This window comes from Pseudoxanthomonas sp. LARHCG66 (assembly GCF_052871755.1).
Genome location: NZ_JBIXJW010000004.1, coordinates 297,370 through 310,549 on the forward strand (window position 1 = coordinate 297,370; position 13,180 = coordinate 310,549).

At 68.3% G+C, this 13,180-nt stretch carries 16 protein-coding genes; 9 read left to right on the forward strand and 7 right to left on the reverse strand.

The genetic code is table 11. From position 1 onward, the window contains the following. Positions 1-100 precede the first annotated feature (100 nt). Entirely contained in the window at positions 101-886 is a 786-nt protein-coding gene (locus ACIPRS_RS14135; RefSeq protein WP_192203189.1) for a TSUP family transporter, read from the reverse strand. A gap of 179 nt (positions 887-1,065) precedes the next feature. On the opposite strand from ACIPRS_RS14135, the gene ACIPRS_RS14140 reads away from it, so the two are divergent. Then, positions 1,066-2,397 (forward strand): M20 family metallopeptidase, encoded by a 1,332-nt coding sequence (locus ACIPRS_RS14140; RefSeq protein ID WP_446538978.1) that lies wholly within the window; start codon positions 1,066-1,068, stop codon positions 2,395-2,397. 215 nt (positions 2,398-2,612) lie between these two features. Here ACIPRS_RS14140 and ACIPRS_RS14145 read toward each other — a convergent pair whose 3' ends face one another. Together ACIPRS_RS14145 and folE are read right to left on the reverse strand one after the other, a co-directional pair. Beyond that, complete coding sequence (locus ACIPRS_RS14145) at positions 2,613-2,996, reverse strand: YchJ family protein (RefSeq protein ID WP_446538979.1); 384 nt, start codon at positions 2,994-2,996, stop codon at positions 2,613-2,615. A gap of 144 nt (positions 2,997-3,140) precedes the next feature. Further along, positions 3,141-3,746, reverse strand: coding sequence for a GTP cyclohydrolase I FolE (gene folE, locus ACIPRS_RS14150; protein WP_337732887.1), 606 nt, complete (start codon positions 3,744-3,746; stop codon positions 3,141-3,143). A 337-nt stretch (positions 3,747-4,083) separates the two neighbouring features. Here folE and ACIPRS_RS14155 point away from each other — a divergent pair, with 337 nt between their 5' ends. Then, positions 4,084-4,704, forward strand: a complete 621-nt coding sequence (locus ACIPRS_RS14155) for a hypothetical protein (RefSeq protein WP_142122914.1) — start codon at positions 4,084-4,086, stop codon at positions 4,702-4,704. 99 nt (positions 4,705-4,803) lie between these two features. On the opposite strand, the gene ACIPRS_RS14160 is transcribed toward ACIPRS_RS14155, so the two are convergent. The 3 genes from ACIPRS_RS14160 to ACIPRS_RS14170 all read right to left on the reverse strand — a co-directional run bounded on the left by ACIPRS_RS14160 (position 4,804) and on the right by ACIPRS_RS14170 (position 6,220). Further along, a complete protein-coding gene (locus ACIPRS_RS14160) occupies positions 4,804-5,292 on the reverse strand; it encodes a DUF421 domain-containing protein (protein ID WP_446538980.1) in 489 nt (162 codons plus the stop codon). A 20-nt stretch (positions 5,293-5,312) separates the two neighbouring features. Next, positions 5,313-5,654: a cupin domain-containing protein gene (locus ACIPRS_RS14165; protein WP_446538981.1), complete on the reverse strand. Its 342-nt coding sequence runs from the start codon at positions 5,652-5,654 to the stop codon at positions 5,313-5,315. A 119-nt stretch (positions 5,655-5,773) separates the two neighbouring features. After that, a complete protein-coding gene (locus tag ACIPRS_RS14170) occupies positions 5,774-6,220 on the reverse strand; it encodes a fasciclin domain-containing protein (protein ID WP_446538982.1) in 447 nt (148 codons plus the stop codon). A 311-nt stretch (positions 6,221-6,531) separates the two neighbouring features. Between ACIPRS_RS14170 and ACIPRS_RS14175 the strand changes: the two genes are divergently transcribed. The 6 genes from ACIPRS_RS14175 to ACIPRS_RS14200 all read left to right on the forward strand — a co-directional run bounded on the left by ACIPRS_RS14175 (position 6,532) and on the right by ACIPRS_RS14200 (position 11,558). Continuing rightward, positions 6,532-6,831 (forward strand): hypothetical protein, encoded by a 300-nt coding sequence (locus ACIPRS_RS14175; RefSeq protein ID WP_192203185.1) that lies wholly within the window; start codon positions 6,532-6,534, stop codon positions 6,829-6,831. Between the two features lie 187 nt (positions 6,832-7,018). Next, positions 7,019-7,489, forward strand: a complete 471-nt coding sequence (locus tag ACIPRS_RS14180) for a LuxR family transcriptional regulator (protein WP_446538983.1) — start codon at positions 7,019-7,021, stop codon at positions 7,487-7,489. 249 nt (positions 7,490-7,738) lie between these two features. Beyond that, entirely contained in the window at positions 7,739-8,836 is a 1,098-nt protein-coding gene (locus ACIPRS_RS14185; protein ID WP_446538984.1) for a sensor histidine kinase, read from the forward strand. Beyond that, positions 8,833-9,582, forward strand: a complete 750-nt coding sequence (locus ACIPRS_RS14190) for a LytR/AlgR family response regulator transcription factor (RefSeq protein ID WP_446538985.1) — start codon at positions 8,833-8,835, stop codon at positions 9,580-9,582. Before ACIPRS_RS14185 ends, ACIPRS_RS14190 begins: the two co-directional genes overlap by 4 nt. A 150-nt stretch (positions 9,583-9,732) precedes the next feature. Continuing rightward, the gene (locus ACIPRS_RS14195; RefSeq protein ID WP_446538986.1) at positions 9,733-11,190 is read left to right on the forward strand and encodes a serine hydrolase domain-containing protein; all 1,458 of its coding nucleotides are present in this window, start codon (positions 9,733-9,735) and stop codon (positions 11,188-11,190) included. A 71-nt stretch (positions 11,191-11,261) separates the two neighbouring features. Then, positions 11,262-11,558 (forward strand): hypothetical protein, encoded by a 297-nt coding sequence (locus tag ACIPRS_RS14200; protein WP_337732879.1) that lies wholly within the window; start codon positions 11,262-11,264, stop codon positions 11,556-11,558. Between the two features lie 495 nt (positions 11,559-12,053). Here ACIPRS_RS14200 and ACIPRS_RS14205 read toward each other — a convergent pair whose 3' ends face one another. After that, a complete protein-coding gene (locus tag ACIPRS_RS14205; RefSeq protein ID WP_446538987.1) occupies positions 12,054-12,554 on the reverse strand; it encodes a M48 metallopeptidase family protein in 501 nt (166 codons plus the stop codon). Positions 12,555-12,630: 76 nt separating this feature from the next. On the opposite strand from ACIPRS_RS14205, the gene ACIPRS_RS14210 reads away from it, so the two are divergent. Next, the gene (locus ACIPRS_RS14210) at positions 12,631-13,179 is read left to right on the forward strand and encodes a DUF2058 domain-containing protein (protein ID WP_446538988.1); all 549 of its coding nucleotides are present in this window, start codon (positions 12,631-12,633) and stop codon (positions 13,177-13,179) included. Position 13,180: the final 1 nt, after the last annotated feature.

A 13,180-nucleotide genomic window follows, 5' to 3' on the forward strand; every position in this document is an offset into this window, starting at 1 on the left:
GAAGCCGTCGACCCCCACGTGTGCAGGACGCAATCGAAGCATCGCGCTCGCCCCTCATCCGCCCTCCGGGCACCTTCTCCCCGCCTCGCGGGGAGAAGGACTACAAGCCCACCCACATCCGCAACGGATGCTGTGGATCGGCCAGCAGGCGGATTGCCAGCGCGATCGACACCGTGACCAGCAGCGGCTTGATGATGCGGGCGCCCTGCTTCATCGCGAAGCGCGAGCCCAGCTGCGCGCCGAGGAACTGCCCCGCGCCCATCACCAGCCCCACCTTCCACAGCACCGCGCCGAACGCGAGGAACACCGCGAACGCGCCCAGGTTGGAACCGAAGTTGAGGAACTTGGTATGCGCGGTGGCCTTGAGGATGCCGAACCCGGCCAGCGCCACGAAGCCGAGCATCAGGAACGACCCCGTGCCGGGACCGAACACGCCGTCATAGAAACCGATCACCGGCACGAAGGTCAGCCCGAATACCAGCGGGCGCATGCGCTGGTGCCGGTCCACGTGGCCGATGTCGGGCTTCAGCCCGAAGTAGATGGCAATGCCCACCAGCAGGAACGGCAACGCCAGCTTCAGCCACTCCACCGGGATGATCGTCGCCAGCAGCGCGCCGCCCACCGCGCCGAGCGCCGCGGTGAGTGCCATCGGCAACTGGCCTTTCAGGTCGACATGCCCGTGCCGCGCGTAGGCCCAGCTGGCCGAGGCCGAACCGAACAGCGACTGCAGTTTGTTGGTGCCCAGCACGTGCAGCGGCGGAATGCCGGCCAACAGCATCGCCGGGATGGTGACCATGCCACCGCCGCCGGCGATGGCATCGATGAAGCCCGCCAGCATCGCGGCGAGGAACAACAGCAGGAGTACCTGCAGGGCGAGGTCGGGCATGGGGGTTCCGGACGGAAGTCGGTGCGTGTCCGCGTGTGCATTCTAGAAGCCGCGGCGGGGTTGTAGGAGGGGCTTCAGCCCCGACCTGACGTTATCGGCAAGGCGTCGGGGCTGAAGCCCCTCCTACAGTGCCAGCCCATTGCGGTTAGCATCGGGGCTTGCCTCCAGGAGCCGACACGATGCGCCACGCACGTCCCTTCGCCGTTTCCCTGCTCACCGTCGCGCTGGCCTGCGCACTGCCCGCCGCCGCGCAGGACGCCGCACCCGCGCAACGAGCGGAAGTCGCTGCCGCCGGCAAGGCCGTGCAGCAGCAGGTCGTGGACTGGCGCCGGCACTTCCACCAGCATCCGGAGCTGTCCAACCGCGAGGAGCAGACCGCCAGGCGTGTCGCTGAAGAGTTGCGCAAGCTCGGTCTGCAACCGCGCACCGGCATCGCGCACCACGGCGTCACCGCCGTCATCAAGGGCGGCAGGCCGGGTCCGCGCATCGCGCTGCGGGCGGACATGGATGCGCTGCCGGTGACCGAACGCAACAGCCTGCCGTTCGCATCGAAGGCGACCGCGACCTATCGCGGCGAAACCGTCGGCGTCATGCATGCCTGCGGCCACGACGCGCACACCGGCATCCTGCTGGGCGTGGCGAAATCGCTGGTGGCGATGAAGGACACGCTGCCCGGCGAAGTGCTGCTGGTGTTCCAGCCTTCCGAGGAGGGCGCGCCCGCCGGCGAAGAAGGCGGCGCGTCGCTGATGCTGAAGGAAGGCCTGTTCAAGGACTTCAAGCCGGACGCGATGTTCGGCCTGCACGTGTTCTCGTCGATTCCCGTCGGCCAGATCGGCGTGCGCCAGGGCCCGTTGATGGCGGCCTCGGACAGCTTCAACCTGAAGGTCGTCGGCCGGCAGACGCATGGCTCGCGGCCATGGGGCGGCGTGGACCCGATCGTGGCGATGGCCGACGTCATCGGCACCACGCAGACGATCGTCAGCCGCCGCACCGACATCTCCCGGCAACCCGCGGTGGTCAGCTTCGGCGCCATCAAGGGCGGCATCCGCTACAACATCATCCCCGACGACGTGGAAGTGGTCGGCACCATCCGTACTTTCGACGAAGGCATGCGGCAGAAGATCTTCGCCGACCTGAAGAACGTCGCCAGCCACGTGTCCGCCGCGCACGGCGCGAAGGTGGAAGCCAACGTGCCCGACCGCAGCGGCAACCCCGCCACCATCAACGACCCCGCGCTCACCGCGCGCATGACGCCGAGCCTGCAGGCCGTGGTCGGCACGGACAACGTCATCACCCCGCCGCTGCAGATGGGCGCCGAAGACTTTTCGTTCTACGCGCTGGAAGTGCCGTCGATGTTCTTCTTCGTCGGCAGCACGGCGAAAGGCACCGACCCGGTGACCGCGCCCAGCAACCATTCCCCGGAGTTCATGCTGGACGAAGCTTCGCTCGACGTCGGCGTGCGCGCACTGCTGCAGGTCACGCTGGATTATCTGGAGAAGCCGAGGGGCTGAGATAGTTTCTCCCTCTCCCTGCGCCAGCGGGGAGAGGGTGCCGAAGGCGGGTGAGGGGCGAACGGAGACCTGTTCCTCGACGGCACGCGAAACCATTAGAAGAAGTGATCACGCATGTAATGGGCGCGCGACATGGCCAGCATCGCCGCTTCGTTCGCCCCTCATCCGGCCTGCGGCCACCTTCTCCCCGCCACGCGGGGAGAAGGAAAAGCCCGTCACCGATGCTCGCCTTCCACGTACAGCCACCGCCCGTCGAGGCGGACGAAGCGGCTGCGCTCGTGCAGCCGCACGGCGCTGCCACCGCCGACGCGGTAGCGGGCGACGAACTCCACCTCGGCGATATCCGGTCCGGTGACGCGATGCTGCTTCACCGACAGGCCCAGCCACGTGGTGCGTGGCGCGCCGGGCGCGTCCAGGCCCAGCTCGGCCGGGCAGGTGTCGGGATGCCAGGTGGCGCGCAGGTAGCCGGCATCGGCCATGACGAAGGCGCTGTAGCGCGAACGCATCAGCGCTTCGGCATCCGGGGCGATGCCACCGGCGTGGTAGCGGCCGCAGCAGGCCGCGTAATCGCGGCCGGTGCCGCAGGGGCAGGTGGTCATGCTTGTGCCCTTTGTAGGAGCGACGTGAATCGCGACCGTACACCTCCCGATAACGGGAAAGCGGGCGCCACGGGATACGGCAGGCGAATGGACGCAGACGTCATCCGGTCGCGACTCGCGTCGCTCCTACAACGTCGCCCGCCCTCACCGCCGCCCGTTGCCGGTCTCGATGAAGCGCAGGAACTCGGCGCGGGTGCGTGCGTCTTCGCGGAAGGTGCCCAGCATCTTGCTGGTCACCATGCTGACGCCGCGCTTGTGCACGCCGCGCGTGGTCATGCATTCGTGCGCGCCGTCGACGACGACCGCCACGCCGCGCGGCTGCAGCACGTCCTGGATGCACTGCGCGATCTGCGCGGTCATCTTCTCCTGCACCTGGAAACGGCGCGCATACACGTCCACCACGCGCGCCAGCTTGCTGATGCCCACCACCTTGCCGTCGGGCAGGTAACCCACGTGCGCGCGGCCGATGATCGGCGCCATGTGGTGCTCGCAATGGCTTTCGAACTCGATGTCGCGCAGCACGATCATCTCGTCGTAGCCGGCCACTTCCTCGAACGTGCGCGCCAGGTACTCGCGCGGATCCATCTGGTAGCCGCTGAACCAGTCACGGTAGGCCTTGGCCACGCGCTTGGGCGTGTCCAGCAGGCCTTCGCGCGCCGGGTCTTCGCCGGCCCATTCGAGCAGCACGCGCACGGCATCCTCGGCCTGCGCCTGGGTGACCTTGCCGGGGTTGTCGTCGGACTGGCTCATCGCATCGATTCCTGCGGGGGGCGTGGAGGATAACCCATCATGCCGGACATGGCCCGGGCGGCCCCGGGCTGGGCCGCGTTCACCACTACGGAACGGGGCAACGTCCGGATGCGCGCCTCCACAGCGCGCGGCGCACCCTGCCGATGTCCGCTGCCGGAACAGGACTGCGGGCACGCGTCGGGTATCCACGACATGACGCCGCGCATCGCGCCTCGCAGGCGCTGCACCGGCGCGTGCGCAGTTGGCTATGTGAACGTCGTGCATGCGTCGCCGTCACATCGTGTTTTCGCGCCTGCGCCTAGAACGGTTACTCCTTTCACAGCCACGGAGTACCGCCATGGCACGTTCCCGCACCGTCAACACCGCGCAAGTCCACGAGCTGCTGCTGCAGGCCATCGAAACCGAACGCGGCGGCATCCAGATCTACACCACGGCGATCAAGGCCGCAGTGAACAAGGACCTGAAGAAGGAGTGGGGTGAGTACCTCGACGAAACACGCACGCATGAAGAAGTGCTTACCCGCGTGTTCGAGCAACTCGGCATGGATACCGAAGAGAAGTCGCCAGGCCGCAGCGTGGTCGCGCACCAGGGCGCTTCGCTGGTGAAGGCCATCGAGATGGCCATGAAGAGCGACACGCCGGAAGCCGCCGAACTGGTCGCTGCCGAATGCGTCGTACTGGCCGAAACCAAGGACCATCAGAACTGGGAACTGATCGGCAAGGTCGTGGAACAGGGCGGCGAACTGGCCAAGGTGCTGGAGCCCGCGTACAAGGCCGTGGAAAGCGACGAAGACCACCACCTGTACCACACGATGGGCTGGTGCCGGGAGCTGTGGATCCAGTCGCTGGGCATGCCCGCAGTGCTGCCGCCCCCGGAAGAGGTCAAGAAGGTCGAAACCGCGATCGGCGCCTCGCGCGCCGAACAGAGCCGCGACGAGATGCTCGGGCACAAGCACTGAGTTTCCACCGGCCGCACGCCCGGTCTCCGGCCATCCTTCTCCCCGCACGACGGGGAGAAGGAATGGGCGCACCGTCTTGCCGCCCACCTGGCTACCGAATCAGGGCTTCCTGCCGATGAAGGTGATCTCGCCCGAGGTTTCCAGCACGGCCAGTTCGATTTCCCCCAGCGTGGCGTAGCCTGCGGAACGGCGCGCGATGGCGAAGTCGTGCTCGCTCAGCGACTGGCGCGCCAGCTCATCGCGGAAGAGTTCGCCATGCCGCAGCAGGATCACCGGCTTGCCCTCCACCACCTGATCGAAGCGGCGGCTGCGCGCGGAAAATTTGCCCACGCTCCAGTTCAGGCCCAGCAGCGTAGCCGCCAGGATCAGGCCGCCCAGCAACGAGGTGTCCTCGCCGATCAGCGAGTTCTGCACCGCCGTGCCCAGCAGCACCACCACCAGCAGATCGAACGGCGTGAACTGGCCCACGGTGCGCTTGCCGGTCAGGCGCACCATCAGCAGCACCACCACGTAGACGGCGACGGCACGCAACACGAATTCCCACCACGGCATGCCCAGTTCGAACAGGCTGCGCGCCACGCTTTCCATCGTCGTCACCTCGTCGTGTATCAGGGTTTGCCCGCCGGCCGCTCATCGCCGTCGGGCGTGTAGGCGGGCGGGGAATAGAAGTTGACCGTCTTCAGCGGCGTACGGCCGGTGGCGCGGATCTCGTGGCGTTCGCCGCGTTCGATCAGCAGCAGGCTGCCGGGCTTCAACGCGCGGCGCGCGCCTTCCACGATGGCCACGCCCTGGCCCTCGGCGACGAACAGCCACTGATCGGCGCCGCGATGGCGATTGTCCGGTCCGCCTTCCCTGCCACCGGGCCTGATGACCATCTGCGCCGCCTGCACACCGTTCGCCTCGAAGATCGGCAGGAAGCCGACGCCCATGCGCAGATGCCTGGATTTCATGGATCGTTTCTCGCCTGTTGCGCGGTCCGTGCGCAGCATCGGTCGTCGCACGTGCAGGTTCCGTCAAAAAAAACGGCGGGGATTGCTCCCCGCCGCGTGCATTCCCTTGCTGCCTCACCTCAGTGAGGCCTGGATTCCGGAATGTTCACTTTGTCGATGCCGTGGATCACGCCATTCCTGGCCATGATGTCGGGCCGGGTGAGGTGGGCGCCGTCGATGCTGATCTGTCCGTCGGCAATCCTGATCGGCGCGCCCTGGCCCTGCACGGTGCGCGCGGACTGCCATTTGCCCACATCGGCCGTGGTCTTGCGGCCGGTGACCAGGTGATAGTTCACCAGCGCGGTGAGCTCATCCTTGTTGGACGGTTCCAGCAGGCGATCCAGCGTTCCGGCGGGCAACGCCGAGAACGCATCATCGGTCGGCGCGAACAGGGTGTACTGATCGCTGCCATTGAGGGATGCGGTCAGCCCTGCCTTGTCGATGGCATGGGCGAACGTGCCGAACGTGTGGTGGCTCCTCAGGGTGCCTACCAGGTTCTGTTGCACGAGGCCTTCTTTCTGCTGCATTTCCATGGGGGTTCCTGCGGGATGGACCCTTCCTGGGTCTCGTGGACGGCCAAGGCCGTGACCCGGCGCGATGCCAGGTGCAGCTCAATGCGGAGGATGGGGAAGACGTGGCGCGCGGCTGAGCAGCCGATACGGATTGCACCGTAGCTGCGCCACGATGCGCGCCCCGTCGTGACCGTGGCGTGACGCCCGCCTGTCCGAAACCGCGCCGTGCATGCTGGCGACGTGCTAGCTTGGCTTCACGCGGAATTCCGAAACTGGTTAACTTCCGCGCCCGCAGTGTGCCGGCTCGCACAACGTCCGGAGCCGCCATGAACACCAAGCTGCATCGCGTCATCTCGAATGCATCCGGCTTCCAGCGCGTCGCGCACCTGCTGAATGACCGCGCGGTGGAATGCGCCGAGAACGAAGGCTGGCCCATTCCGGCCGAGGCGCGCGAACCCATGCTGGTGGTCGTGCAGACCGGCGTGGTGCAACGCGTGGCGGTGTTCTTCGGGCAGCATCTCAAGCGCGAGATCCATTTCTGGTCCGGGCGCAAGGATGCACTGCGCAGGGCGAGACCGAGGCGCGCACTTCCGTCGCTGCTGCTGCACGCATCCGCCTCACCGTGATCACGCCGCCCGGGTGAGGCCACGGCCGCATCCGGCACTGCAGATCCCGATACCTCGCTTGGCCCCGGGCGCGTTGCGCATGCCGGGGCTGCATGGCTGGACAGTATTGCGGATGGAATGGCATGGTCGCCCTGCCCGCGACGGATGCGGTTCCCGCCGCCATCGCGCCACCCTGCACGGAGGCTCCATGAAGACCAAGTCCCTCGCCCTGTTGGTCGCACTCGCCCTGCTCGCCGCGCCCGCGTTCGCCGCATCACCGCTGGTCGGCCGCTGGGCACTGGATGTGGCGACGTTGCCGATGCCCCCCGACGCCCGCCCGCGCAGCGTCACGATGGAATTCAGGCAGCCCGGCGACGGGATGTGGTCGACGCATATCGAGATCGTCGATCCGAATGGCGGCACGATGGATTCGGACGCCACCCTGGCGCTGGACGGGACACCCGGCAAGATCACCGGCAGCTACTGGGCCGACGTCGGCACGGCGAAGATGCCCGCCCCCAACGTGGTGGTGCTCCAGCTCGCCTACCAGGGCACGCCCTCCTCGACCCGCATCTACTCGGTGACGGAAGACGGCGGCACGCTGACCGAAACCAAGGCCGCCTTCCACAAGGACGGCACTCCGTTCCTGCAGACGACGACGTTCAAGCGGCTGCCGTAACGCGTCGCGACCCGCGGACGTCGCTGTCATCGACACGCCACCCGCGCCGCTCGCGCCAGTCACCGCATCACCGCATGCCATCACCGCCCTGGCGCACCCCGCTGGCCGCGGTGCCGGCGATCATGCTGAGCTGGTGCCGCGCGCTTCCGCCGTCGCGCGCCCGCATCCACCTCTGAGCCCGCCCCCTCTCCGCATCATGTGCCCGTCCACGCTTCCACCCACCTATCGCGAACACGGTGCGACATGCCGATGACGCCTGCGCGCGCCAGCCGGCACGCGTTGCCGCCGTTCTGGCTGCCGGTGCTGGCCGGGCTGCCGCTGGGCGTCTGCCTGCTGGTGATGGCCATGCCGATCCTCGGCCACGGCAATGCCACGCTGGCACGTACGCTGTACCTGTCCGCGTTCGTGTTGTGGGTGCTGCCGCTGACCGCTTTGCAGCGATGGCTGTGGCGGCGCGGCATGGCGGTGTGGCGGATCGCGCTGGTGCTGCTGCTGGCGACCTATGCGATGGCGCTGGCCACGCGCCTGCTCAGTGTCGCACTGCAGGCCACCACCTCAGGCAGCCTGGCGCGTCTTGTCGCGCCGGGCACGCTGGATGTCGGCTTGCTGTTCCGCGGCCTGGAAGGCGCCTGGCTGGTGCTGGTGGCGTACTGCGCGGTGCATGCGGTGGTGACGTACTACGCGGAGCTGCGCCACGAGCAGGCCCGGCACCTGGAGGCGCGTGCCCTGGCGCGTGATGCCGAACTGCGTGCACTGCGCTACCAGCTGCAGCCGCACTTCCTGTTCAACACGCTCAACGCGGTCTCCGCACTGGTCGCCGAGGAGCGGGGCCCGGAAGCACGGCAGATGCTGGCGCGGCTCGGCGACTTCCTGCGCGCGGTGCTCGACGCACGCGCGGGACACGAGGTGACGCTGGCCGAAGAGATCGTCATGACCGAAGCCTATCTGGAAGTGGAAAAAGCAAGGCTTGGCCGGCGCCTGCTGCTGTCGTGGCATGTCGGTGACGGCGTGCTCGGCGCGCACGTGCCCGGGCTGCTGCTGCAGCCGCTGGTGGAGAACGCGATCCGCCACGGCATCGCCCCGCGCAGTGCGCCGGGCCGCCTGGACATCCGCATCGCCCGCGACGATACGCAGCTGGATATCCGCATCGACAACGACCTTCCTGCGCCCGGCGAAGCACCACCACGATCGGAGGACGCGCGTACCGCCGTCGGCCTGGACAACGTGCGTGGCCGCCTCGCCCGGCTTTATCCGGACCACGCCGGCCTGCAGGCCGGCATCGATGCGGGGCGTTACCGCGTCCGGCTGACGTTGCCGCTGCGCACCGCGCCGGAGCCGGCCGCGTGATCCGCGTCTGCGTGGTCGACGACGAACCGCTGGCACGGCGCGGCGTACTGTCGTTGCTGGCGGCGTTCGACGATCTGCGGGTGGTGGGCGAGTACGAAGACGGCACCACCGCACTGGCCGGCCTGCAGGCGCAGCCGCCTGATCTGGTCTTCATGGATGTGCAGATGCCGGGCATGACCGGCCTGGACGTGCTGGCGGCGCTCTCGCCGCAACAGCGACCGCTGGCGATCCTGCTGACCGCGCACGACAGCTTCGCGGTCAGGGCGTTCGCCTTGAACGCCGTCGACTACCTGCTCAAGCCCGTCGATGACGTGCGTTTCGCCGAGGCCATGACCCGCGCGCGCCAGCTGCTGCGCCTGCGTGACCTGGACACGGCGCGCACGCTGCCCGTCGCCGACGCGCCGATGCGGCACCTGGAGAAATTCTCGGTGCGGATCGGCCACCGCACGCTCTTCATCCGCGCCGACAGCGTTGCGTGGATCGGCGCCGACGGCGACTACGCCGTGCTGCATGTCGGCGAACGCACGTACATCGTGCGCGAATCGCTGCACCAGCTCGCCGCGCAGCTGGACCAGGCGCGCTTCGTGCGCGTGCACCGCTCCTCCATCGTGCGCCTGGACCAGGTGGCGGAGCTGCAGCCGCTGACCAACCGCGATGCGGTGCTGCGGCTGCACGATGGCACGCCGGTGCGCGTCAGCCGCACCTACATCGACGCGCTGCTGTCTGCGCTGCACGCGGGCGGCTGATCCCGGCAACGGCGCGCGCGCACGCCGTCTCATCCGCCGCGCGGACACCGCCCCACCGGACCGGCGCAGCGCGTGCACGTGCAGCCGCACGCGCGACGACAACGCAGGATCGCGCCACTAGGGTGAGGGCTCCCCTTCCGGAGCCGTCCGATGCGCGTCACCTCCTTCCGTCCGTTCGCGCCACTGCGCGTCACCGCATGCATGCTTGCGCTGTCCTGCACGGCGACGCCCGTGCTTGCCGCCGACACCTGCGGCGGGCCGTCCGACGATGCCGCCGCCATGACGGCGCAACAACTGCTGCAGGCCCTGGTGGCCACCAACGGTGTGCCGGGCATGGGCGCCGCCGTGTGGCACGACGGTCGCGTGGTGTGGACCGGCTGCGCCGGAATGCGCGATGTCGAAGCACGCGCGCCGGTGCAGCGCGATACGGTGTTCCGGTTGGCCAGCGTTTCCAAGGTCATCGCCGCCACCGCGGCAGCGAAACTGGCGGAAGAAGGTCGTATCGACATCGATGCGCCCGTCGGCGACGTACTGCCCTGGCTGCCGCCGGCGTGGTCGCCGGTGACGGTGCGCCAGCTTGCCTCGCACACCTCCGGCGCACCGCACTACGCCGGCAACGACCTCCAGGTGCTCGGCCGCGTCCGCTATCCGACCGCGCGCGATGCGGTCGGCATTTTCTCCGGCCGCACGCTGCTGTCGGCCCCCGGTACCACCTACCGCTATTCGTCATGGGGCTACACGCTGCTCGGCGCGGTGATCGAAGCGCGTTCGGGCGAACATTTCCTCGACTACGTCCGCCACCACGTCACCGATGGCCTGGCGATCGGTGCCGACGGCGAAACGGATGGCGGACACGCTTCGCAGCTGTACGACATCGAACACGGCGCTGTGCGCCACGTACCGCGCACCGACATGAGCTATACCTGGCCCGGAGGTGGACTGGCCGCCACGCCCGAGGCGCTGGTCACCTTCGGCGGCCGCGTGCTGGAGCACCGCATCGTCGGCGCCGCGCGCTGGCAGGCGATGCGACAACCCATGCGACTGGCCAGCGGCGCCCCCGTGCATGACAGCACCTACGACGTCGGCTTCGGCTGGCGCATCGGCCGCGATGCCGACGGCGAACCCATCGCGCACCACGCCGGCATCACCACCGGCGCGCGCAGCATGCTGATGCTGTGGCCGGCGCAGGACACCGCTGCCAGCGTGCTGTCCAACGCGATGTGGGTATCGGCGATGGAGCCCACCGCGCAGTTGCTGGCGGCGCCATTCCGCCCGCAACCGGACGGACTGGTCGCGGCGGCCTGTCCCGCCTCGGGTCGCGTGGCCGGCACGCTGAAGGGCGCGCGCTTCGACACCGAGGCTTCGTTCCGCATCGAGCACGGTCGCTGCGTCGGCGAACTGGCCGGCGCGGAACCGCTGCGCGCCTTCTTCGCCAATGCCTACGCGTGGCCCGGCCAGCGCCTGCGCATCGTCTCGCTGGCCAGCGACGGCTCGCTGTCGCGCGCCGCACTGGCCACGCCCTACGGCCTGTACGACCTGCGTGCTACCGGCGCACGCCGCTGGTCGGCAGCGTTCAACGCCGAGGCGACGCTCGAACTGGCGCTGTGATCCCCGCGCGCGCTTCCGGGGTCTGCGCGCGTGTTGCCTCTCCGACCCCCATCATGAAAAGGATTCACACGATGCGTTTTCGCACCCTCGCCTGGAATGTCCTGGCACTCGGCTGCCTCATCGCTGCCGGCTGCAGCTCCATCGCCAGCCGCACCAACTCCCTGTCGGACGAACGCATCCTGTCCGAAACCGGTGGCGTGCTCGGTCTGTCCCCCTCGGAACTGACGATCGCGGAACGCCGCACCGAGGGCACCAACACCTACGTCACCCTCAAGGCCCGCAACGGCAAAACGTATGCCTGTACCGTCAACGGCGGCAACCTGCTGTCGTTCGGCATGACCAACCCGCCGGTGTGCCAGCCGCGCTGACGCCGTGCACGTCACCGGACGCTGACGGCGAACAGTGAGTGGGCGCACCCCCGCTCCGCTCGCCCCTCATCCGCCTTCGGCACCCTCTCCCCGCAAGCGGGGAGAGGGAGAACGCTCCCTCCATGCCTCCTTTTCCCCACAGACGATGAGGGGAAGAAAACACCCCGCGCCATGAATCCTTCTCCCCGTTCACGGGGAGAAGGTGCCCGGAGGGCGGATGAGGGGCGAGCAGAAAGGCGGTGCTGAAGCCACGTAGCCCGGGCAAGCGCAGCGCACCCGGGGCATCGGGACATGTCCGGCCCTGTGTGCCCCGATGCGGCCGCTGGCCGTATCCGGGCTACGCCGGCTTCGAAGGCGTCATGCACGCGCGACATGCAGCGACGGTTGCGTCGCCCCTGGATCAAGACAGTTGCTCCACCGCGCGCGGGGCGAGGGAGAAGCACAAGCACTGCACGCCCCCCTTTTCATACCCCGGGTGCGTTGCACTTGCGCGTGCTACCTGCCCGCACCCATCTCCAGATGGGTCAGGTACAAGCGCAGGTCGAACTCCAGCTGGTGGTAGTCGGGTTCCATGTGCGTGCACAGCTGGTAGAAGGCCTTGTTGTGGTCGGCTTCCTTCAGGTGCGCCAGTTCATGCACCACGATCATCTTCAGGAACTCGGCGGGAGCGTCGCGGAAGACGGTGGCGATGCGGATCTCGCGGCTGGCCTTGAGCCGGCTGCCGTGCACGCGCGAAATCGCGGTGTGGGTGCCCAGCGCGTGCTTCATCACCTGCAGCGTGCTGTCGTAGGCCACCTTGCCCAGCGGCACCGAGCGGCGCAGGTGGCGTTCCTTCAGCGCCTGCACGTAATCGTACAGCTGGCCGTCGCTGCGCACCGTATGCAGCTGGCCGTACTTGTCGGCCAGCATCGGGCCCAGCCGCTCCTGCGCGATCAGCGCACGCACGCGTGCCTGCAGGTCGGCAGGGTAACCGGCGAGGTATTTCAGGGCATCCATCGTGGGCGTGGACGGCGGGTGGAGGGCGGGGACGGCGGGTATGATGGCCCGGAAACCTCCTGCACGACACCACGACATGGCAAAGGGAAATCCGTTACAGGAACAGCTGCTCAAGGCAGGCCTGGTCAAGAAATCCAAACTGGCCGAGGTCGCGCGCGAGCAGAACAAGGCGCGCCACGGCAAGGGACCGGCCGCGCCCAACGATATCCAGCGCGATGCGGAACGGGCACGCGCCGAAAAGGCCGAACGCGACCGCGCCATCGAAGCCGAGCGCAAGGCGCAGGCGCGCAGCACGGAACTGCGTGCACAGGCGCGGCAGATCATCGAAGACCGCAAGGTGCCGCGCACGGGTGAAGTCGAATACCGCTTCACCGCGCACGGTGCCATCCGCACCGTGCTGGTCAACGACGACCTGCGACGGAAGCTGTCGGCCGGCGCGCTGGTGATCGTGCAGCTGGATGACCGCTACGAACTGCTGCCGCGCGTGGCCGCCGACAAGGTGCGCGAACGCGATGCCGGCATGATCGTGCTGGACCATGGCCAGGGCACCGACACCGGGGCCGCCACCTCGGAGGACGATGCGTACTACGCGCAGTTCCAGGTGCCCGACGACCTGATGTGGTGAC

What these genes read in the sequence shown, in the direction of transcription:
- ACIPRS_RS14135 (WP_192203189.1), bottom strand. Translation starts at nt 886, where the DNA reads ATGCCCGACCTCGCCCTGCAGGTACTCCTGCTGTTGTTCCTCGCCGCG.
- ACIPRS_RS14140 (WP_446538978.1), top strand. Translation starts at nt 1,066, where the DNA reads ATGCGCCACGCACGTCCCTTCGCCGTTTCCCTGCTCACCGTCGCGCTG.
- ACIPRS_RS14145 (WP_446538979.1), bottom strand. Translation starts at nt 2,996, where the DNA reads ATGACCACCTGCCCCTGCGGCACCGGCCGCGATTACGCGGCCTGCTGC.
- folE (WP_337732887.1), bottom strand. Translation starts at nt 3,746, where the DNA reads ATGAGCCAGTCCGACGACAACCCCGGCAAGGTCACCCAGGCGCAGGCC.
- ACIPRS_RS14155 (WP_142122914.1), top strand. Translation starts at nt 4,084, where the DNA reads ATGGCACGTTCCCGCACCGTCAACACCGCGCAAGTCCACGAGCTGCTG.
- ACIPRS_RS14160 (WP_446538980.1), bottom strand. Translation starts at nt 5,292, where the DNA reads ATGGAAAGCGTGGCGCGCAGCCTGTTCGAACTGGGCATGCCGTGGTGG.
- ACIPRS_RS14165 (WP_446538981.1), bottom strand. Translation starts at nt 5,654, where the DNA reads ATGAAATCCAGGCATCTGCGCATGGGCGTCGGCTTCCTGCCGATCTTC.
- ACIPRS_RS14170 (WP_446538982.1), bottom strand. Translation starts at nt 6,220, where the DNA reads ATGCAGCAGAAAGAAGGCCTCGTGCAACAGAACCTGGTAGGCACCCTG.
- ACIPRS_RS14175 (WP_192203185.1), top strand. Translation starts at nt 6,532, where the DNA reads ATGAACACCAAGCTGCATCGCGTCATCTCGAATGCATCCGGCTTCCAG.
- ACIPRS_RS14180 (WP_446538983.1), top strand. Translation starts at nt 7,019, where the DNA reads ATGAAGACCAAGTCCCTCGCCCTGTTGGTCGCACTCGCCCTGCTCGCC.
- ACIPRS_RS14185 (WP_446538984.1), top strand. Translation starts at nt 7,739, where the DNA reads ATGACGCCTGCGCGCGCCAGCCGGCACGCGTTGCCGCCGTTCTGGCTG.
- ACIPRS_RS14195 (WP_446538986.1), top strand. Translation starts at nt 9,733, where the DNA reads ATGCGCGTCACCTCCTTCCGTCCGTTCGCGCCACTGCGCGTCACCGCA.
- ACIPRS_RS14200 (WP_337732879.1), top strand. Translation starts at nt 11,262, where the DNA reads ATGCGTTTTCGCACCCTCGCCTGGAATGTCCTGGCACTCGGCTGCCTC.
- ACIPRS_RS14205 (WP_446538987.1), bottom strand. Translation starts at nt 12,554, where the DNA reads ATGGATGCCCTGAAATACCTCGCCGGTTACCCTGCCGACCTGCAGGCA.
- ACIPRS_RS14210 (WP_446538988.1), top strand. Translation starts at nt 12,631, where the DNA reads ATGGCAAAGGGAAATCCGTTACAGGAACAGCTGCTCAAGGCAGGCCTG.